This is a genomic window from Ramlibacter sp. GCM10027632, from assembly GCF_042675325.1.
GTDB lineage: Bacteria > Pseudomonadota > Gammaproteobacteria > Burkholderiales > Burkholderiaceae_C > Ramlibacter.
In genome coordinates this window covers 32,912-47,633 of sequence record NZ_JBHTGW010000005.1, presented here as the reverse complement: position 1 = coordinate 47,633, position 14,722 = coordinate 32,912, and the positions used below count along the sequence as shown (strand labels likewise).

At 71.6% G+C, this 14,722-nt stretch carries 13 protein-coding genes; 5 read left to right on the top strand and 8 right to left on the bottom strand.

The features are described 5' to 3' along the window. Position 1: 1 nt before the first annotated feature. Positions 2 to 1,066: a class II fructose-bisphosphate aldolase gene (gene fba / locus ACFQZY_RS09060; protein WP_377415304.1), complete on the bottom strand. Its 1,065-nt coding sequence runs from the start codon at positions 1,064 to 1,066 to the stop codon at positions 2 to 4. 125 nt (positions 1,067 to 1,191) lie between these two features. Between fba and ACFQZY_RS09055 the strand changes: the two genes are divergently transcribed. Next, a complete protein-coding gene (locus ACFQZY_RS09055; RefSeq protein ID WP_377415303.1) occupies positions 1,192 to 2,616 on the top strand; it encodes an 8-oxoguanine deaminase in 1,425 nt (474 codons plus the stop codon). Between the two features lie 74 nt (positions 2,617 to 2,690). On the opposite strand, the gene pyk is transcribed toward ACFQZY_RS09055, so the two are convergent. Beyond that, positions 2,691 to 4,124, bottom strand: a complete 1,434-nt coding sequence (gene pyk / locus ACFQZY_RS09050; protein WP_377415302.1) for a pyruvate kinase — start codon at positions 4,122 to 4,124, stop codon at positions 2,691 to 2,693. A gap of 176 nt (positions 4,125 to 4,300) precedes the next feature. Here pyk and ACFQZY_RS09045 point away from each other — a divergent pair, with 176 nt between their 5' ends. Continuing rightward, on the top strand, positions 4,301 to 5,386 hold the full coding sequence (locus ACFQZY_RS09045; RefSeq protein ID WP_377415301.1) for a fatty acid desaturase: 1,086 nt from the start codon (positions 4,301 to 4,303) through the stop codon (positions 5,384 to 5,386). 61 nt (positions 5,387 to 5,447) lie between these two features. On the opposite strand, the gene ACFQZY_RS09040 is transcribed toward ACFQZY_RS09045, so the two are convergent. The 5 genes from ACFQZY_RS09040 to def form a co-directional block, all read right to left on the bottom strand. Further along, the gene (locus ACFQZY_RS09040) at positions 5,448 to 6,641 is read right to left on the bottom strand and encodes a phosphoglycerate kinase (protein ID WP_377415300.1); all 1,194 of its coding nucleotides are present in this window, start codon (positions 6,639 to 6,641) and stop codon (positions 5,448 to 5,450) included. Between the two features lie 63 nt (positions 6,642 to 6,704). After that, the gene (locus ACFQZY_RS09035; protein WP_377415299.1) at positions 6,705 to 7,040 is read right to left on the bottom strand and encodes an AzlD domain-containing protein; all 336 of its coding nucleotides are present in this window, start codon (positions 7,038 to 7,040) and stop codon (positions 6,705 to 6,707) included. Beyond that, entirely contained in the window at positions 7,037 to 7,774 is a 738-nt protein-coding gene (locus tag ACFQZY_RS09030) for an AzlC family ABC transporter permease (RefSeq protein ID WP_377415298.1), read from the bottom strand. The genes ACFQZY_RS09035 and ACFQZY_RS09030 overlap by 4 nt, the downstream gene beginning before the upstream one ends. Then, positions 7,774 to 8,730, bottom strand: coding sequence for a methionyl-tRNA formyltransferase (gene fmt, locus ACFQZY_RS09025; RefSeq protein ID WP_377415297.1), 957 nt, complete (start codon positions 8,728 to 8,730; stop codon positions 7,774 to 7,776). The genes ACFQZY_RS09030 and fmt overlap by 1 nt, the downstream gene beginning before the upstream one ends. Positions 8,731 to 8,735: 5 nt before the next feature. Then, positions 8,736 to 9,248, bottom strand: coding sequence for a peptide deformylase (def, locus tag ACFQZY_RS09020; RefSeq protein ID WP_377415296.1), 513 nt, complete (start codon positions 9,246 to 9,248; stop codon positions 8,736 to 8,738). 131 nt (positions 9,249 to 9,379) lie between these two features. On the opposite strand from def, the gene ACFQZY_RS09015 reads away from it, so the two are divergent. The 3 genes from ACFQZY_RS09015 to ACFQZY_RS09005 all read left to right on the top strand — a co-directional run bounded on the left by ACFQZY_RS09015 (position 9,380) and on the right by ACFQZY_RS09005 (position 12,279). Continuing rightward, positions 9,380 to 10,582, top strand: a complete 1,203-nt coding sequence (locus ACFQZY_RS09015; protein WP_377415295.1) for a LysM peptidoglycan-binding domain-containing protein — start codon at positions 9,380 to 9,382, stop codon at positions 10,580 to 10,582. Positions 10,583 to 10,586: 4 nt separating this feature from the next. Beyond that, entirely contained in the window at positions 10,587 to 11,702 is a 1,116-nt protein-coding gene (gene dprA / locus ACFQZY_RS09010) for a DNA-processing protein DprA (protein WP_377415294.1), read from the top strand. 76 nt (positions 11,703 to 11,778) lie between these two features. After that, positions 11,779 to 12,279, top strand: a complete 501-nt coding sequence (locus tag ACFQZY_RS09005; protein ID WP_377415293.1) for a DUF494 family protein — start codon at positions 11,779 to 11,781, stop codon at positions 12,277 to 12,279. Between the two features lie 69 nt (positions 12,280 to 12,348). Here the strand turns inward: ACFQZY_RS09005 and ACFQZY_RS09000 are convergent, their stop codons facing one another. Then, positions 12,349 to 14,712 carry a DUF1631 family protein gene (locus ACFQZY_RS09000; protein ID WP_377415292.1) on the bottom strand — a complete coding sequence of 788 codons (2,364 nt, stop codon included), beginning with the start codon at positions 14,710 to 14,712 and terminating at the stop codon, positions 12,349 to 12,351. Positions 14,713 to 14,722: the final 10 nt, after the last annotated feature.

The window sequence follows — 14,722 nt, the reverse complement described above, 5'->3', positions numbered from 1 at the left end:
ATCAGTTCACCACCTGGGCCAGCTCGCCCTGGGCGTACTTGGCGGCCACGACCTGCAGGCTGTGGGCCTTGATCTTGCCGGCCTGGCCTTCGCAGCCGAATTCCAGGTAGCGGGCCTTGCACACCTGCTTGGCGGCCTCGCGGGCGGGCTTGAGCCACTCGCGGGCGTCGAACTTCTCGGGGTTCTCGTGCAGGAACTTGCGCACCGCGCCGGTCATGGCCAGGCGGATGTCGGTGTCGATGTTGATCTTGCGCACGCCGTACTTGATGGCTTCCTGGATTTCCTCGACGGGCACGCCGTAGGTTTCCTTCATGGCGCCGCCGTACTGGCGGATGATCGCCAGCAGCTCCTGCGGGACGCTGGAGGAGCCGTGCATCACCAGGTGGGTGTTGGGGATGCGGCGGTTGATTTCCTTGATGCGGTCGATCGCCAGGATGTCGCCGGTGGGCTTGCGGCTGAACTTGTAGGCGCCGTGGCTGGTGCCGATGGCGATGGCCAGGGCGTCGAGCTGGGTGCGCTTGACGAAGTCGGCGGCCTGCTCCGGGTCGGTGAGCAGCTGCTCGCGGGTCATCACGGCGTCGGTGCCATGGCCGTCTTCCTTGTCGCCCTGCATGGTCTCGAGCGAGCCCAGGCAGCCCAGCTCGCCTTCGACGGTGATGCCCAGGGGGTGGGCCATGTCCACCACCTTGCGGGTGACTTCCACGTTGTAGTCGTAGGAGGCGATGGTCTTGCCGTCGGCCTCGAGGCTGCCGTCCATCATGACCGAGGAGAAGCCCAGGTCGATGGCGCCCTTGCAGACGTCGGGGTTCTGGCCGTGGTCCTGGTGCATCACCAGCGGGATGGTGGGATAGGCCTCGATGGCGGCCTGGATCAGGTGCTTGATGAAGGCCTCGCCGGCGTACTTGCGGGCGCCGGCGCTGGCCTGCAGGATCACCGGCGCGCCGGTTTCCTTGGCGGCTTCCATCACGGCCTGGACCTGTTCGAGGTTGTTGACGTTGAAGGCCGGGATCCCGTAGCCGTTTTCGGCGGCGTGGTCCAGCAGTTCGCGCATGGAAACGAGAGGCATGGTGCAGTCCAGTGGAGAGTTTCGAAGGCGGCTTTCCGGGCCATGTAACCGCCCGGTAACTCACCCGATTTTAGCCGCCGACCCACCCGGCCGGGGTTCGTAACACCTGCGGACACAATCCGGGCATGACCGCCGAACGCACGCTCCTGATCAAGAATGCCCGTCATGTCTTCACCGCCGACGAGGCCGGCACCGAACTGAAGGACGCCTCCATCCGCGTGCGCGGCCACCGGATCGAGGCCATCGGCCCGGCCGCCGAGGTCGGCGACGGGGCCGACGAGGTGATCGACGCCCGCGCCCACCTGGTGGTGCCGGGCCTGGTCAACACCCACCACCACATGTACCAGAGCCTGACCCGCGCCATCCCCGCGGTGCAGGACGCCGAGCTGTTCTCCTGGCTGCAGGGTCTCTACCCGATCTGGGCCGGCCTGACGCCGGAGATGGTCGAGGTCTCGACCCAGGTCGCCATGGCCGAACTGCTGCTCTCGGGCTGCACCACCAGCAGCGACCACCTGTACATCTACCCCAATGGCGTGCGGCTGGACGACAGCATCCGCGCCGCGCAGGCCATCGGCATGCGCTTCACCGCCACCCGCGGCAGCATGAGCGTAGGCCGCAGCCAGGGCGGCCTGCCGCCGGACCGGGTGGTGGAGGACGAGGCCGCGATCCTGAAGGACAGCCAGCGCCTGATCGAGCAGTACCACGACGCCTCGCACGGCGCGATGGTGCAGGTGGCCCTGGCGCCGTGCTCGCCCTTCTCCGTGAGCCGCGACCTGATGCGCGAGACGGCGGCCCTGGCCCGCGCCCACGGCGTGCGCCTGCACACCCACCTGGCCGAGAACGACCACGACATCGCCTACAGCGCCGAGAAGTTCGGCTGCACGCCGGCGCAGTACGCCCAGGACCTGGGCTGGCTGGGCGACGACGTCTGGCATGCCCACTGCGTGAAGCTGGACGACGAGGGCATCTCGCTGTTCGCCGCCACCCGCACCGGCGTCGCCCACTGCCCCTGCAGCAACATGCGCCTGGCCAGCGGCATCGCGCCGGTGCGCCGCATGCTGGACGCCGGCGTGCCGGTGGGCCTGGGGGTGGATGGCAGCGCCAGCAACGACGCCGCGCACCTGGTCAACGAGGCGCGCCAGGCCATGCTGCTGGCGCGCGTCGGCCGGGCGCTGCAGCCGCCGGTGCAGCGCGAGGGCCGCACCTTCTTCGGCTGCGACCTCGGCCCCGCCGAGATGACGGCCCGCGATGCCCTGCGACTGGCCACGCGCGGCGGCGCGCAGGTGCTGGGGCGCACGGACATCGGCCGGCTCGCGCCGGGCCTGTGCGCCGACTTCGCCCTGTTCCGCCTGGACACGCTGGCCATGGCCGGCGGCGCAGTGCACGACCCGGTGGCCGCGCTGCTGCTCTGCGCCAGCCCGCAGGCCGACCACGTGGTGGTCCATGGCCGGCGGGTGGTGAAGGACGGGCGCCTGGCCACCGTGGACCTGGCGCCGCTGCTGGAGCGGCACAACCGGCTGGCCGTGGAACTGGCGCAGGCCGCGCGCTGAAGGCGGGCGGGCGGCCTCGCCCTCCGCGGTTTCCACGCCCGCCCCTCCCCGCGGGGAGCGGCCGGGGGGGGCGGTCAGGTGGCCCGCAGCACCTTCAGCATGTTGGTGCCGCCGGGGTTGCCCATGCGGTCACCGCAGGTGATCACGTAGATGTCGCCGCCGGTGACGATGCCGCGCTGCTTCAGGTGCCCCTCGGCCTCGGCCAGCGCGGTGTCGCGCTCGGCGCTCTGGTCCACCAGCAGCGGGCGCACGTTGCGATACAGCGCCATCTTGCGCTGCGTCGCCAGCTTGGGCGTGAGCGCGTAGATCGGGACGTGGATGCGGTGGCGCGACATCCACAGCGCGGTGGAGCCGGTGTCCGTGAGCGCCACGATGGCCTTGCAGCCCAGGTGGTGCGCGGTGAACAGCGCGCCCATGGCGATGGACTGGTCGATGCGGTGGAAATCCATGCCGCGGAAATCGGCATCGAGCTGCACGTCCTCGGCGCGCTCGGCCTCGGCGCAGATGTTGGCCATCTCGACGACCGTCTCCAGCGGGTACTTGCCGGCGGCGGTCTCGGCGCTGAGCATCACCGCGTCGGTGCCATCGAGCACGGCGTTCGCCACGTCGCTCACCTCGGCGCGGGTGGGCACCGGGTTGGTGATCATGGACTCCATCATCTGCGTGGCGGTGATCACCACCTTGTCATGCTCGCGGGCCAGCCGGATCATGCGTTTTTGCAGCGCCGGCACGGCGGCATTGCCCACCTCCACGGCGAGGTCGCCGCGGGCGACCATGATGCCGTCGCTGGCCTTGAGGATGGACTCCAGGTTCGGGATCGCCTCGGCCCGCTCGATCTTGGCGATCAGCCCCGGCTTGTGGCGGAATTCGGCGGCGGCCACGTTGCACAGCTGGCGCGCCATCTCCATGTCGGTGGCGTTCTTGGGGAAGCTCACCGCCACGTAGTCGGCTTGGAAGCTCATGGCGGTACGGATGTCCTCCATGTCCTTGGCCGTGAGCGCCGGCGCGGTGAGGCCGCCGCCCATCTTGTTGATGCCCTTGTTGTTGGACAGCTCGCCGCCGAGCTTGACGGTGGTGTGGACCTTGTCGCCGTCCACATGGTCGACGATCAGCACGATCAGGCCGTCGTTCAGCAGGAGGGTGTCGCCGGGCTTCACGTCGCGCGGCAGCTCCTTGTAGTCCAGGCCCACGCCGGCGAGGTCGCCGGGCTCGGTGCGCGAGGCGTCGAGCACGAATTTCATGCCCGGCTCGAGCAGGACCTTGCCCTCGGCGAACTTGCCCACGCGGATCTTGGGGCCCTGCAGGTCGGCCATGATGGCCACCTCGCGGCCGGCGCGGCGGGAGGCCTCGCGCACGAGGCGGGCCCGGTCGATGTGGTCCTGCGCCTTGCCGTGGCTGAAATTCAGGCGCACGACATTCACGCCGGCGCGGATCATCTGTTCGAGGAGTTGGGGGTCGCTGGAGGCGGGGCCGAGGGTGGCGACGATCTTGGTGGCTCTACGGGCCATGGTGGTTGTTTCCGGGGTTGAGGATTGTCTCTGCGCGGGCATTCTCACACGCGCGCCGTGGCGCCGGTTACAGCGCGGTTACCAGCGCGCTCCGGCGCCCCGGTTGATCCAGGTCATCGAATCTGTAAGTGGACGTGTTTACCATCCACGGGTTTACCCGTGTTTGCCAAGATTCCATGACTCCCCATCCGCAGCCGCTGCCTCCCGAAGCCCCCCTGCCGCATCGCAAGATCATCCGCGAGTGGCTCATCCCCCTGTCGCAACGCACCACGCTGCGCGCCTTCGTCCTGCTCGCGCTGGACTATGCGCTGTTCGCGGCGCTGCTGGCGGGCGTGATCGCCGTCGAGGCCTGGTGGGCCAAGGCCCTGCTGGGGCTGGCCGCCGGCTTCGTGATCGGCCGCCTGTTCATCATCGGCCATGACGCCTGCCACCAGAGCCTGACGCCGCACCGCCGCCTGAACAAGTGGCTGGGCCGCATCGCCTTCCTGCCCTCGCTCACGCCCTACAGCCTGTGGGATGCGGGGCACAACGTGGTGCACCACGGCTTCACCAACCTCAAGGGCGTGGACTTCGTCTGGGCCCCGGCCACCGCCGCCGAGTTCGCGGCCATGACGCCGGTGCAGCGCGCCCTGGACCGCGCCTACCGCAGCGGCTGGGCCCCGGGCCTGTACTACTTCATCGAGATCTGGTGGAAGAAGATGTTCTTCCCCTCGCGCAAGCAGATGCCTTCGCGCCGCCCGGTGTTCCTGTGGGACAACCTGCTGGTCTCCGTCGCCGGCCTGGTGTGGCTCGGCGGCCTGGTGGCCGCGGCTGCCGCGACCGGCCAGTCGATCGCGCTGCTGCTGGTCACCGGCTTCGTGCTGCCCTTCCTGTTCTGGTGCTCGATGATCGGCTTCGTCGTCTACGTCCACCACACGCACGTGAAGGTCTCCTGGCACGACGACCGCGCCGCCTGGCAGAAGGCCCAGCCCTTCGTGTCGACCACGGTGCACCTGACCTTCCCCTTCCGGATCGGCGCGCTGATGCACCACATCATGGAGCACACCGCCCACCACGTGGACATGAGCATCCCGCTGTACCGCCTGAAGCAGGCGCAGGACAAGCTCGAGGAACTGCTGCCGGGCCGCATCGTGGTCCAGCGCTTCTCCTGGCGCTGGTACTTCCAGACGGCGCGCGCCTGCAAGCTGTACGACTTCACCCGTCGCTGCTGGACCGACTACGCCGGGCGGGCGACGAGCCAGCCGGCGGCCTTGCCGGCCTGACCCGACGGAACGACAACGACAAAGGGGCCCGCGGGCCCCTTTGTCTTTGGTGCGGGGGCGATCAGCCCGCCGCGCGCTTCTCGAGGATCTCGAACGCCGGCAGGGTCTTGCCCTCCAGCACCTCGAGGAAGGCGCCGCCGCCGGTGGAGATGTAGCCCACGTCCTTCTCGATGCCGTACTTGGCGATGGCCGCCAGGGTGTCGCCGCCGCCGGCGATGCTGAAGGCGCTGGACTCGGCGATGGCGCGGGCGATGGTCTCGGTGCCCTTGGCGAAGGCGTCGAACTCGAACACGCCCACCGGGCCGTTCCAGACGATGGTGCCGCAGGCCTTGAGCTGCGCGGCCAGCCTGGCGGCGGTCTGCGGGCCGATGTCCAGGATCAGGTCGTCGTCGGCCACCTCGGTGGCCGCCTTGACGGTGGCCGGGGCGTCGGCGGCGAAGGCCTTGGCCACCACCACGTCGGTGGGGATCGGCACCTCGGCGCCGCGGGCCTTCATGGCCTCGATCACGGCCTTGGCCTCGGCGACCAGGTCGGCCTCGGCCAGCGACTTGCCGATCTTCAGGCCGGCGGCCAGCATGAAGGTGTTGGCGATGCCGCCGCCCACGATCAGCTGGTCCACGTTGGCGGACAGCGACTTCAGGATGGTCAGCTTGGTCGAGACCTTGGAGCCGGCCACGATGGCGGCCAGCGGGCGCTTCGGGTTGGCCAGGGCCTTGGAGATGGCGTCGATCTCGGCGGCCAGCAGCGGGCCGGCGCAGGCCACCTTGGCGAATTGGGCGATGCCGTAGGTGGAGGCCTCGGCGCGGTGCGCGGTGCCGAAGGCGTCGTGCACGAAGATGTCGCACAGGGCGGCCATCTTCTGGGCCAGCTCGGGGTTGTTCTTCTTCTCGCCCTTGTTCAGGCGGCAGTTTTCCAGCAGCACCACGGAGCCGGGCGCGACCTGCACGCCCTCGACCCAGTCGGACACCAGCGGCACCTCGCGGCCCAGGAGTTCGGCCATGCGCTTGGCGACGGGCGCCAGCGAGTCCTCGGGCTTGAACTCGCCCTCGGTGGGGCGGCCCAGGTGGGAGGTGACCATCACCGCCGCGCCGGCGTCCAGGGCCAGCTGGATGCAGGGGATGGAGGCGCGGATGCGGGTGTCCTCGGTGATGTTCCCGGCGTCGTCCTGGGGCACGTTCAGGTCGGCGCGGATGAAGACGCGTTGGCCGCGGGCCTTGCCCTGGGCGCACAGATCGGAGAAGCGGAGGATGTTCATGGTCGGTCCCTTGGAGAACCCGCCATTTTAGGAAACCCGGCTGACGCCCCGGGTCCGGAACCGTTACCAGCCCAGGCCGAGGTGCAGCGGCAGGTACACCGCCATGCCGGCGATGATGGTCAGGAGCGTGTCGCGGCGCCAGAAGAACACCGCCACCCCCACCGCGGCCCCGAAGATGCGGGCGTCCTGCCAGGTGGGCACCAGGTGGCCCTGGGCCATCACGACCTCGGGCAGCACCACGGCCGAGAGGGCGGCGATGGGCGCGTACTGCAGGCCGCGCTCGGCCCACTCGGGCAGCGACCAGTCGCGGCTGGAGATGAAGAAGAAGCCGCGCGCCACCACGGTCACCACGGCCAGGCCGAGGATGACCGCCATGGTCCAGAGGTCGGTCTGCCTCATGGGGCCTCCTGCTGCCGGACACGCTCCCGGCTTTCGAGCGTGAGGCAGACCAGCACCGCCACGCCGATCGCGGCGACGATGTTCAACTTGAGCGGCAACGCATAGGTGGCCACCGCGGTGATGCCGGCGACCGCCATCGCGATGACGCGCAGCCGGCTGGTCGCCAGCGACAGCTGGATGCCGATCAGGCACAGGATGCCGGCAAAGCCCAGGCCCCAGTGCGTGGGCACGAAGTTGGCCAGGGCGATGCCGGCCAGGCTGGGGAGCATCCAGGCGACCCAGTTCATGCCGGCATTGCCGGCCATGAAGGCCTCCTGGGCCAGGCGCTCCTGCGGGTCGTCGGCCGGGGGATGCGGGTAGCGCTTGGTGTGCAGCACATAGGTCATGTCCGTGGTCAGGTAGCCGGTGACCAGGCGCCGCAGCAGCGGCATGTGCATCATGTACGGGCGCAGGTGCAGGCTGAAGACCACGAAGCGCAGGTTCACGCAGAAGCCGGTGGCCAGGACCACCCAGGCCGGCGCGCCGGCCACCAGCAGCGGCAGGGAGGCCAGCTGCGAGCTGCCCGCGAAGACGAACAGCGCCATGGACAGCGCCTCCACCAGCGACAGGCCCGACTTGACCATGGCCACGCCGGTCATGAGCCCCCAGGCCGCGATGCCCGGCGCCTGCGGCGACATGCTGCGCAGGCCGGCCCGGAACTCCGGGTGCTCGCGCAGCGCCCGCTCCCAGAACATCAGGCGGCCTCGCCGAAACGCTGGCCCGCGGCCAGCGGGAAGCCGCGCAGGAAGTCGGCGACGCCCAGTCGCTTGCCGCCGGCGCGCTGCAGCTGGGTGAGGCGCAGCGCGCCCTCGCCGCAGGCCACGGTGATGCCGTCGGCCTCCACGGCCAGAACCGTGCCGGGCCGGCCCGCGCCCGCCGCGAGGGCGGCTCCCCAGATCTTGACGGCCTCGCCGCCCAGGTGGGTGGCGGCGCCGGGGAAGGGGTCGAAGGCGCGCACGCGGCGCTCGATCAACTCCGCCGGCAGCGACCAGTCGACCTGGGCCTCGGCCTTCTCGATCTTGTGCGCGTAGGTCACGCCCTCGGCGGGCTGGGGCACCGGGCGCAGGCCGCCGCGGGCGACCCGCTCCAGGGCCTCGACGATCATGCGCGCGCCCAGGTCGGCCACCTTGTCATGCAGGCTGCCGGTGGTGTCGCCGGCCGCGATCGGCAGGCGCTCGACGAGCAGCATGTCGCCGGTGTCCAGGCCGGCGTCCATCTGCATGATGGTCACGCCGGTCTCGGCGTCGCCGGCCTCGATGGCGCGGTGGATCGGCGCGGCGCCGCGCCACCGGGGCAGCAGCGAGGCATGGATGTTCAGGCAGCCGGCCCGCGGCAGGTCCAGCGTCCACTGCGGCAGGATCAGGCCGTAGGCGGCGACCACCATGACGTCGGGACGGGCCGCCTCCAGCGCGCCGCGGGCAGCGGCGGCGTCCTCGGGATACTTGCCGTCCAGGCGAAGGCTGAGGGGCTGCGAGACCGGGATGCCGTGGTCCACCGCGAACTGCTTGACCGGCGAGGCCTGCAGCTTCATGCCGCGCCCGGCCGGGCGGTCAGGCTGGGTGAGGACCAGGGGAATCTCGAAACCCGCAGCGTGCAGTCGCTCCAGCGCCAGGCGGGCGAACTCCGGGGTGCCGGCGAAGACGACGCGCACGGTGGTCAGAGCCGCACCGCCTCGCGGCGGGACTTGACCAGCTTGGTCTTGATGCGGTTGCGCTTGAGGGGCGAGAGGTACTCGACGAAGACCTTGCCCAAGAGGTGGTCCAGCTCGTGCTGGATGCACACCGCGGTCAGGCCCTCGGCCTCGATCACGCGCTCCTGGCCGTTCTCGTCGAGGGCGCGCACCTTCACGGCGATCGAGCGCTCGACGCCGTCGTAGATGCCGGGCACCGACAGGCAGCCCTCCTCGCCGACGCGCTTCTCGTCGCTGGCCCAGATGATCTCGGGGTTGATCAGCGCCATGGGCTGGTCGCGGTCCTCGGAGGTGTCGACGACGACGACGCGCTCATGCACGTCCACCTGGGTGGCCGCCAGGCCAATGCCGTTGGCGTCATACATGGTCTCGCGCATGTCGGCCACCAGCTGGCGGATGCGGTCGTCGACGGCCGCCACCGGCTTGGCGACGGTGTGCAGGCGGGGATCGGGATAGACGAGGATGGGGAGCAGGGCCATGGGATCGGGGCAGAACTGTCGCCATTTTCCCCCACTTTGAGAGCCATTGCCGCCCAAGGTGAGAACCAAACGTTGCCGTTGCCGGGGCTTGGGCGCAGAATCGGCCAAAGACCAAGAAGGGGAACACACCAATGAAGGCAACGATGCGCCCCGGCGCGATCGCGATCGCCCTGGTGGCTGCCTGCATGGCCCAGGCCGCGGCAGCCCAGAACTACCCGATCACAGGGGCCCAGCGGGCCACCGCGCAGCAGGTGGCGCAGGCGGGTGTCCCACTGTCCGAGCTGTCACCCAACGCCCCGGACCGCTACACCGTCCAGCGCGGCGACACGCTGTGGGACATCTCCGGGCTGTACCTGGTGCGGCCCTGGCGCTGGCCTGAGCTGTGGGGCATGAACCTGCAGACGATCCGCAACCCCCACCTGATCTACCCCGGCCAGGTGCTGGTCCTGGAAAAGCGCGACGGCCGCGCCTTCCTGCGGGCCGAGGGCGCCCCCGACGGCTCGCCGGTGCCCACCGTGCGCCTGTCGCCCCGGGTGCGCAGCCAGCCCCTGGGAGACACCGCGCTGCCCACGCTGAAGCCGCACCTGATCGAACCCTTCCTGGCCGAGCCCCTGGTCGTCGATGAGGAGACGCTGGCGCGCGCCCCGCGCCTGGTCGCCGCCACCGAGGGCCGCGTGCTGATCACCCGCGGCGACCGCGCCTACGCCCGCGGCCCCTCGGGCCAGCCCCTGGCCGAGCCCGCCACCGGGCCCCTGCCCGCCTTCCGCGTGTTCCGCAGCACCCGCGCCCTGGTCGACCCGGTCACCGGCGCGGTGCTGGGCCAGGAGGCCCAGTACCTCGGGCGCGCCGTGCTGGCGCGCGGCGAGGGCAGCCAGACCACCCGCACCGAGGGCCGCGACGCGCAGACCCTGCCGGTGCCCGCCACCCTGGACATCGTGGCCGCCCGCGAGGAAATGCGCACCGGCGACCGGCTGCTGCCCGAGCCGCCGACCCAGCTGGTGAACTACACCCCGCGCGCGCCGGAGAAACCCATCGAGGGCGGGGCCATCGTCTCCATGTACGGCAGCAGCGTGGGCATGGCCGGCCAGAACCAGGTCGTCGCCATCAACAAGGGCGCGGCCGACGGCATGGTCAGCGGCCATGTGCTGGCCATCCTCAAGCGCGGCGGCCAGGTGACCGACCGCACCGAGGGCCGCAAGGAGACCCTGCAGCTGCCGGACGAGCGCAACGGCCTGCTGATGGTGTTCCGCACCTTCGAGAAAGTCTCGTACGCCCTGATCCTGCAGACCAGCGACGGTGTGCGGGTGGGCGACCGCCTGGCCAACCCACGCTGAGCGCGTGGACGCCGGCGAGCTTTCCGGGTGGCTCCGGCTGGCGCTGGCGCCCCGCCTCGGTGGCACCGCCGCGCGCCGGCTGCTGGCCGCTTTCGGGCTGCCGCAGCAGGTGCTCGACGCCCCGGACGCCGAGCTCTCGCACCTGCTCTCGCCCGCGCAGCTCACCGCCCTGCGCGAACCCAGTGAGGCCCTCGACGCCCAGGCCACCGCCTGCGCCGCCTGGCTCGCGGCGGACCCGGCGCGCCGCCGCGTCCTGAGCCTGGCCGACGCCACCTACCCGCCCGCCCTGCTGCACACCGCGGACCCGCCCCTGCTGCTGTGGGTGGCCGGCGAGCAGCCCGACGCGCCCTGGCCCGAGGCCATCGCCGTGGTCGGCAGCCGCAACCCCACGCCGCAGGGCCAGGACCACGCCCGCCAGTTCGCGCGCAGCTTCGCGCAGGCGGGCTGGTGCGTGGTCTCGGGCCTGGCGCTGGGCATCGACGCGGCGGCCCACGAGGGCGCGCTCGAGGGCGCGGGCAGCGACCTGCCCTGCGCCACGATCGCGGTGGTGGGCACGGGCCTGGACCGCGTCTACCCCCGCGCCCACCTGGACCTCGCCCGCCGCATCGCGGCGCGCGGGCGCCTGGTGGGCGAGTACCCCCTGGGCACGCCGCCGCTGCCCGCCAACTTCCCGCGGCGCAACCGGCTCATCGCCGCCCTCTCGGGCGGCACGCTGGTGGTGGAAGCGGCCCTGCGTTCCGGCTCACTGGTGACGGCGCGCTGCGCCAGCGAGCAGGGCCGCGAGGTATTCGCCATCCCGGGCTCGATCCATTCACCGCTGTCGCGGGGCTGCCATGCCCTGATCCGGCAGGGCGCCACGCTGGTGGAGAACGCGCAGGACGTGCTCGGGGAGCTGGCGCCGCAACGCTGCGCGCCGGACCCGGTGGCCGCCGACCCGCACGAGCCGCCGGAGGACGGACTGCTCGAGGCCCTGGGCTTCGACCCGGCCTCGCTCGACGCGCTCACCGCGCGCACCGGGCTGCCCACCCCGCAACTGCAGGCGCGCCTGCTCGAACTCGAACTCCAGGGGGCGGTGGTGCGGCTCGCAGGCGGGCTGTTCCAGCGCGCGGCTGCAGCCTGAAAAGCCTTTTGCGCGAAGGCAACACCTGCGGCATTTCGCTCATGGCATCGGGCGCGGCGGGCCTTATAGTGGGGTCATGTTCGAAGTGCTGGTATTCGTCTACGAAAACTACTGGCGCGGCGACGCCTGTCCCGAGCTGGAGCAGCTCGGGCGCAAGCTCAGCGCCCATGGCTTCCAGGCCGAGGAGATCCATGACGCGCTGGTCTGGCTCGACGGCCTGAACTTCGCGGCCCAGGCCACCCGGCAGATGCTGCCCGAGGGCGCACGGCTCGCCTCGGACGACTGCTCCCCCGATCGCCAGTCCGCCCACAGCCTGCGTGTCTACTCGATCGCCGAGCAGGACCGCCTCGGCGCCGAGTGCCTGGGCTTCATCACCTTCCTCGAGTCCGCCGGCGTGCTGCCGGCCGCCATGCGCGAGATCGTCGTCGACCGCGCCATGGCCGCGGCCAGCCACCCGGTCTCGCTCGACGAGCTCAAGATCATCGTGCTGATGGTGTACTGGAGCTTCGGCACCGAGCCCGACGCCCTGGTGCTCGACGAGCTGTGCGACGACACCGCGGCGCGCCTGGCGCACTGAGCGGGCACACCATCGGCACGCCGGCGCGGCGCTCGGCACGCCGCCCCCAGCCCCCCTCGGGAGAGGCCCTCAGGCGGCCAGCAGCCGCTCCGGGTTGGCGTCCAGCTTGGCCAGCGCATCGCGCGTGGCGCGCACGGTGAGCGCCTCGTCCTCGTGCGGCACCAGCAGGCCGGCCTGCAGGTAGGCCGCCAGCCGCCCCACCTGCAGCAGCACGCAGCGGCCGCCCGGCGCAGTGAACAGGTGCAGCTGCCCGCCCTCGGAGCGCCAGGCGTACTGCACCGGCTCGACCTCGCCGTTGTGGTCCAGCCGGAACCAGGCGCCCGGCTGCAACTCACGCGCCCAGGCCATCATGGCGGCGCCGGGGCGCACGCCACCATCGGTGACGATCTCCACGCCCCGCGCTTCCTCGCCGAGCAGCTCGCCCAGGCTCTCCGCATCCAGGGGCAGGTCGGCCTCGAAGCCGGCGGCCAGGCTCTCGAGGTTGGTCAGGCAGTCCGCGATGGCCTCGATGCGCGCGGTGGGAATGGGCGCGGTGCGGGACTGGAAGGCATCGGCCAGGGTGTCGCTCAAGGTCTTGAGCTGGGCATCCTGCTCCGCGGCCGGCAGACCCAGCAGGGTCATGCCCTGGCGCAGGCGCTGCAGGAGTTGCGGCAGGCCCTGGATCACCTGGGCGCGCTCCGCCCGGTTGGGCTTGGCGCCCGCGGCCCAGACCAGCTCGGCAGCGGATTTCTTGAGAGCGATGGTGTCGGGATGCTGGGCCCCGTGGCGCACGGCGGCGACCGCCATCACCTCGGCCCAGACCTTGAAGAGGAATTCACGGATGCCCGCCGGCACCGGCATGTCGTCGAGCATGCGGCGCAGCTCGATCGTGTAGCGCACCGCCATGGTCTCCTTCTGCTCGACCTGCTGGGCCACGGTGACCACGCGGCGCGTGGCGGGGGCCTGGTCGGTGAGGTAGCGCGAGAGGAATTTCTGGAACTCCTCGTGCGCCATCAGGAAGACCTTGCGGCCGGTCTCGGGGTACTGCTCGACCAGCTGGACGATGCGGCGGATCTCGGCCTCCATCTCGCTGCCGTCGATGGTGGCGCCGTCGAAGCCGAGCACGCAGGCGCCCATGCGGTCGATCAGCAGGCGCGCGGGGTGCTGCAGGCTCTCGAAGAAATCGGGTTCGGCCAGAGCCACGCGCAGCACCGGCATCTGCAGGCGCGCGAACCAAACCCGCACCGCGGGCGGGATGCGCTCCTCGGCCAGGATGCTCTGGAACATCAGCGCGACGACCTCGATCAGCGCCTTCTCGGTGGACGAGCCGGCCTGGCGCTTGAGTTCGCCGCTCTGCTCGCGCAGCGCCTGGGCGATGCGGGCGACGGCACGGTCGTCGAAGGCATCCGGATCGGCGAGCAGGGTGCTGCCCACCGGGCCGAGGGCCACCGACAGGGCCGGCGAGGGCACGACGGGCTGACCGGGGTCGAAGTCGGCGACACGCTCGCCGATCAGCCGGCGCATGCGTCCGAGCAGGCCCTGGGCCCGGCTGCGCACGCGGGCCAGGGGCGACTCCACGCCGGCTGCGAGACGGCTGTCGGGCGGTACCTGGCCCCAGGCCGACGCGGCCCCCGGCCCGGCCTCGCCGGTGCCCGTGGGCGTGCCGCGGCCGCTCCCGCCGCCGAAGCCGAGCCCCCCGCCCGTGCTCAGGCCCATGCCGCTGGCACCACCGCCGCCGCCGGAAGCGCCCGAGCCGCCCGGCAAGCCACCGGGCCCGGTGCCCGGCGCCCCGGGCGGGCGCGCAGCGGCGTCGGGACTGCGGCGGACACGGCGGCCCGCCCCGATGTCCGGGAGCACACCCGCGTCGATGAGCGATTGGTTGGCCCGCTGCCAGGCCCGGGACACGACCGGCCCGAGCTGCTGCTGGAAGAAGTCGCCCGCCAGCAGCCAGGTGCGGCGCGGCAGGCCCGAGGCCATCCAGGACTCGACCAGGTGCTGGGCCAGGCCTTCGGGGCGGATGACGTCGCTGGCCGGCAGCTCGACGCCCTCGACCTGCTGCATGCGGCGCAGCAGGTCATTGAAATCCCAGCCACCCGCCTCCTGCAGGGACATGGCCAGGCGCGAAGCGATGATCTTGCGCTCGACCTCGTCGTGGTCGAGCAGGGAGAGGTCGCCCCCCGCGGCGGGCGGCGCGGCGCCCGCCAAGCCGGCCGCACCCCGGCGCCAGGCCAGCCGCGTCGCGGCCGCCCAGCTCGCGCGCAGCCGCTCGTACTCGAGCATCGCGTCGCGCCGCTCGTGCGCTTCCCGGGTGCTGGTGCTGCGGTCCACCTGCTCGAGCAGGCGGGTGGCCAGGGCCAGCGAGAGCGGCTCCAGGCAGGCCTCGAGCTCGGCCACGAACTGCTCCCGCACCCTGCGCGCCAGGGTGCCGGGTGCGTTGGGCGTGGTGAGCGTCAAGCGAGGCCCT

Excerpts from the sequence above, each read along its gene's own strand:
- ACFQZY_RS09015 (WP_377415295.1), top strand. The coding sequence starts at position 9,380 with ATGAAGGCAACGATGCGCCCCGGCGCGATCGCGATCGCCCTGGTGGCT.
- ACFQZY_RS09040 (WP_377415300.1), bottom strand. The coding sequence starts at position 6,641 with ATGAACATCCTCCGCTTCTCCGATCTGTGCGCCCAGGGCAAGGCCCGC.
- fba (WP_377415304.1), bottom strand. The coding sequence starts at position 1,066 with ATGCCTCTCGTTTCCATGCGCGAACTGCTGGACCACGCCGCCGAAAAC.
- def (WP_377415296.1), bottom strand. The coding sequence starts at position 9,248 with ATGGCCCTGCTCCCCATCCTCGTCTATCCCGATCCCCGCCTGCACACC.
- ACFQZY_RS09035 (WP_377415299.1), bottom strand. The coding sequence starts at position 7,040 with ATGAGGCAGACCGACCTCTGGACCATGGCGGTCATCCTCGGCCTGGCC.
- ACFQZY_RS09055 (WP_377415303.1), top strand. The coding sequence starts at position 1,192 with ATGACCGCCGAACGCACGCTCCTGATCAAGAATGCCCGTCATGTCTTC.
- ACFQZY_RS09030 (WP_377415298.1), bottom strand. The coding sequence starts at position 7,774 with ATGTTCTGGGAGCGGGCGCTGCGCGAGCACCCGGAGTTCCGGGCCGGC.
- ACFQZY_RS09045 (WP_377415301.1), top strand. The coding sequence starts at position 4,301 with ATGACTCCCCATCCGCAGCCGCTGCCTCCCGAAGCCCCCCTGCCGCAT.
- ACFQZY_RS09005 (WP_377415293.1), top strand. The coding sequence starts at position 11,779 with ATGTTCGAAGTGCTGGTATTCGTCTACGAAAACTACTGGCGCGGCGAC.
- pyk (WP_377415302.1), bottom strand. The coding sequence starts at position 4,124 with ATGGCCCGTAGAGCCACCAAGATCGTCGCCACCCTCGGCCCCGCCTCC.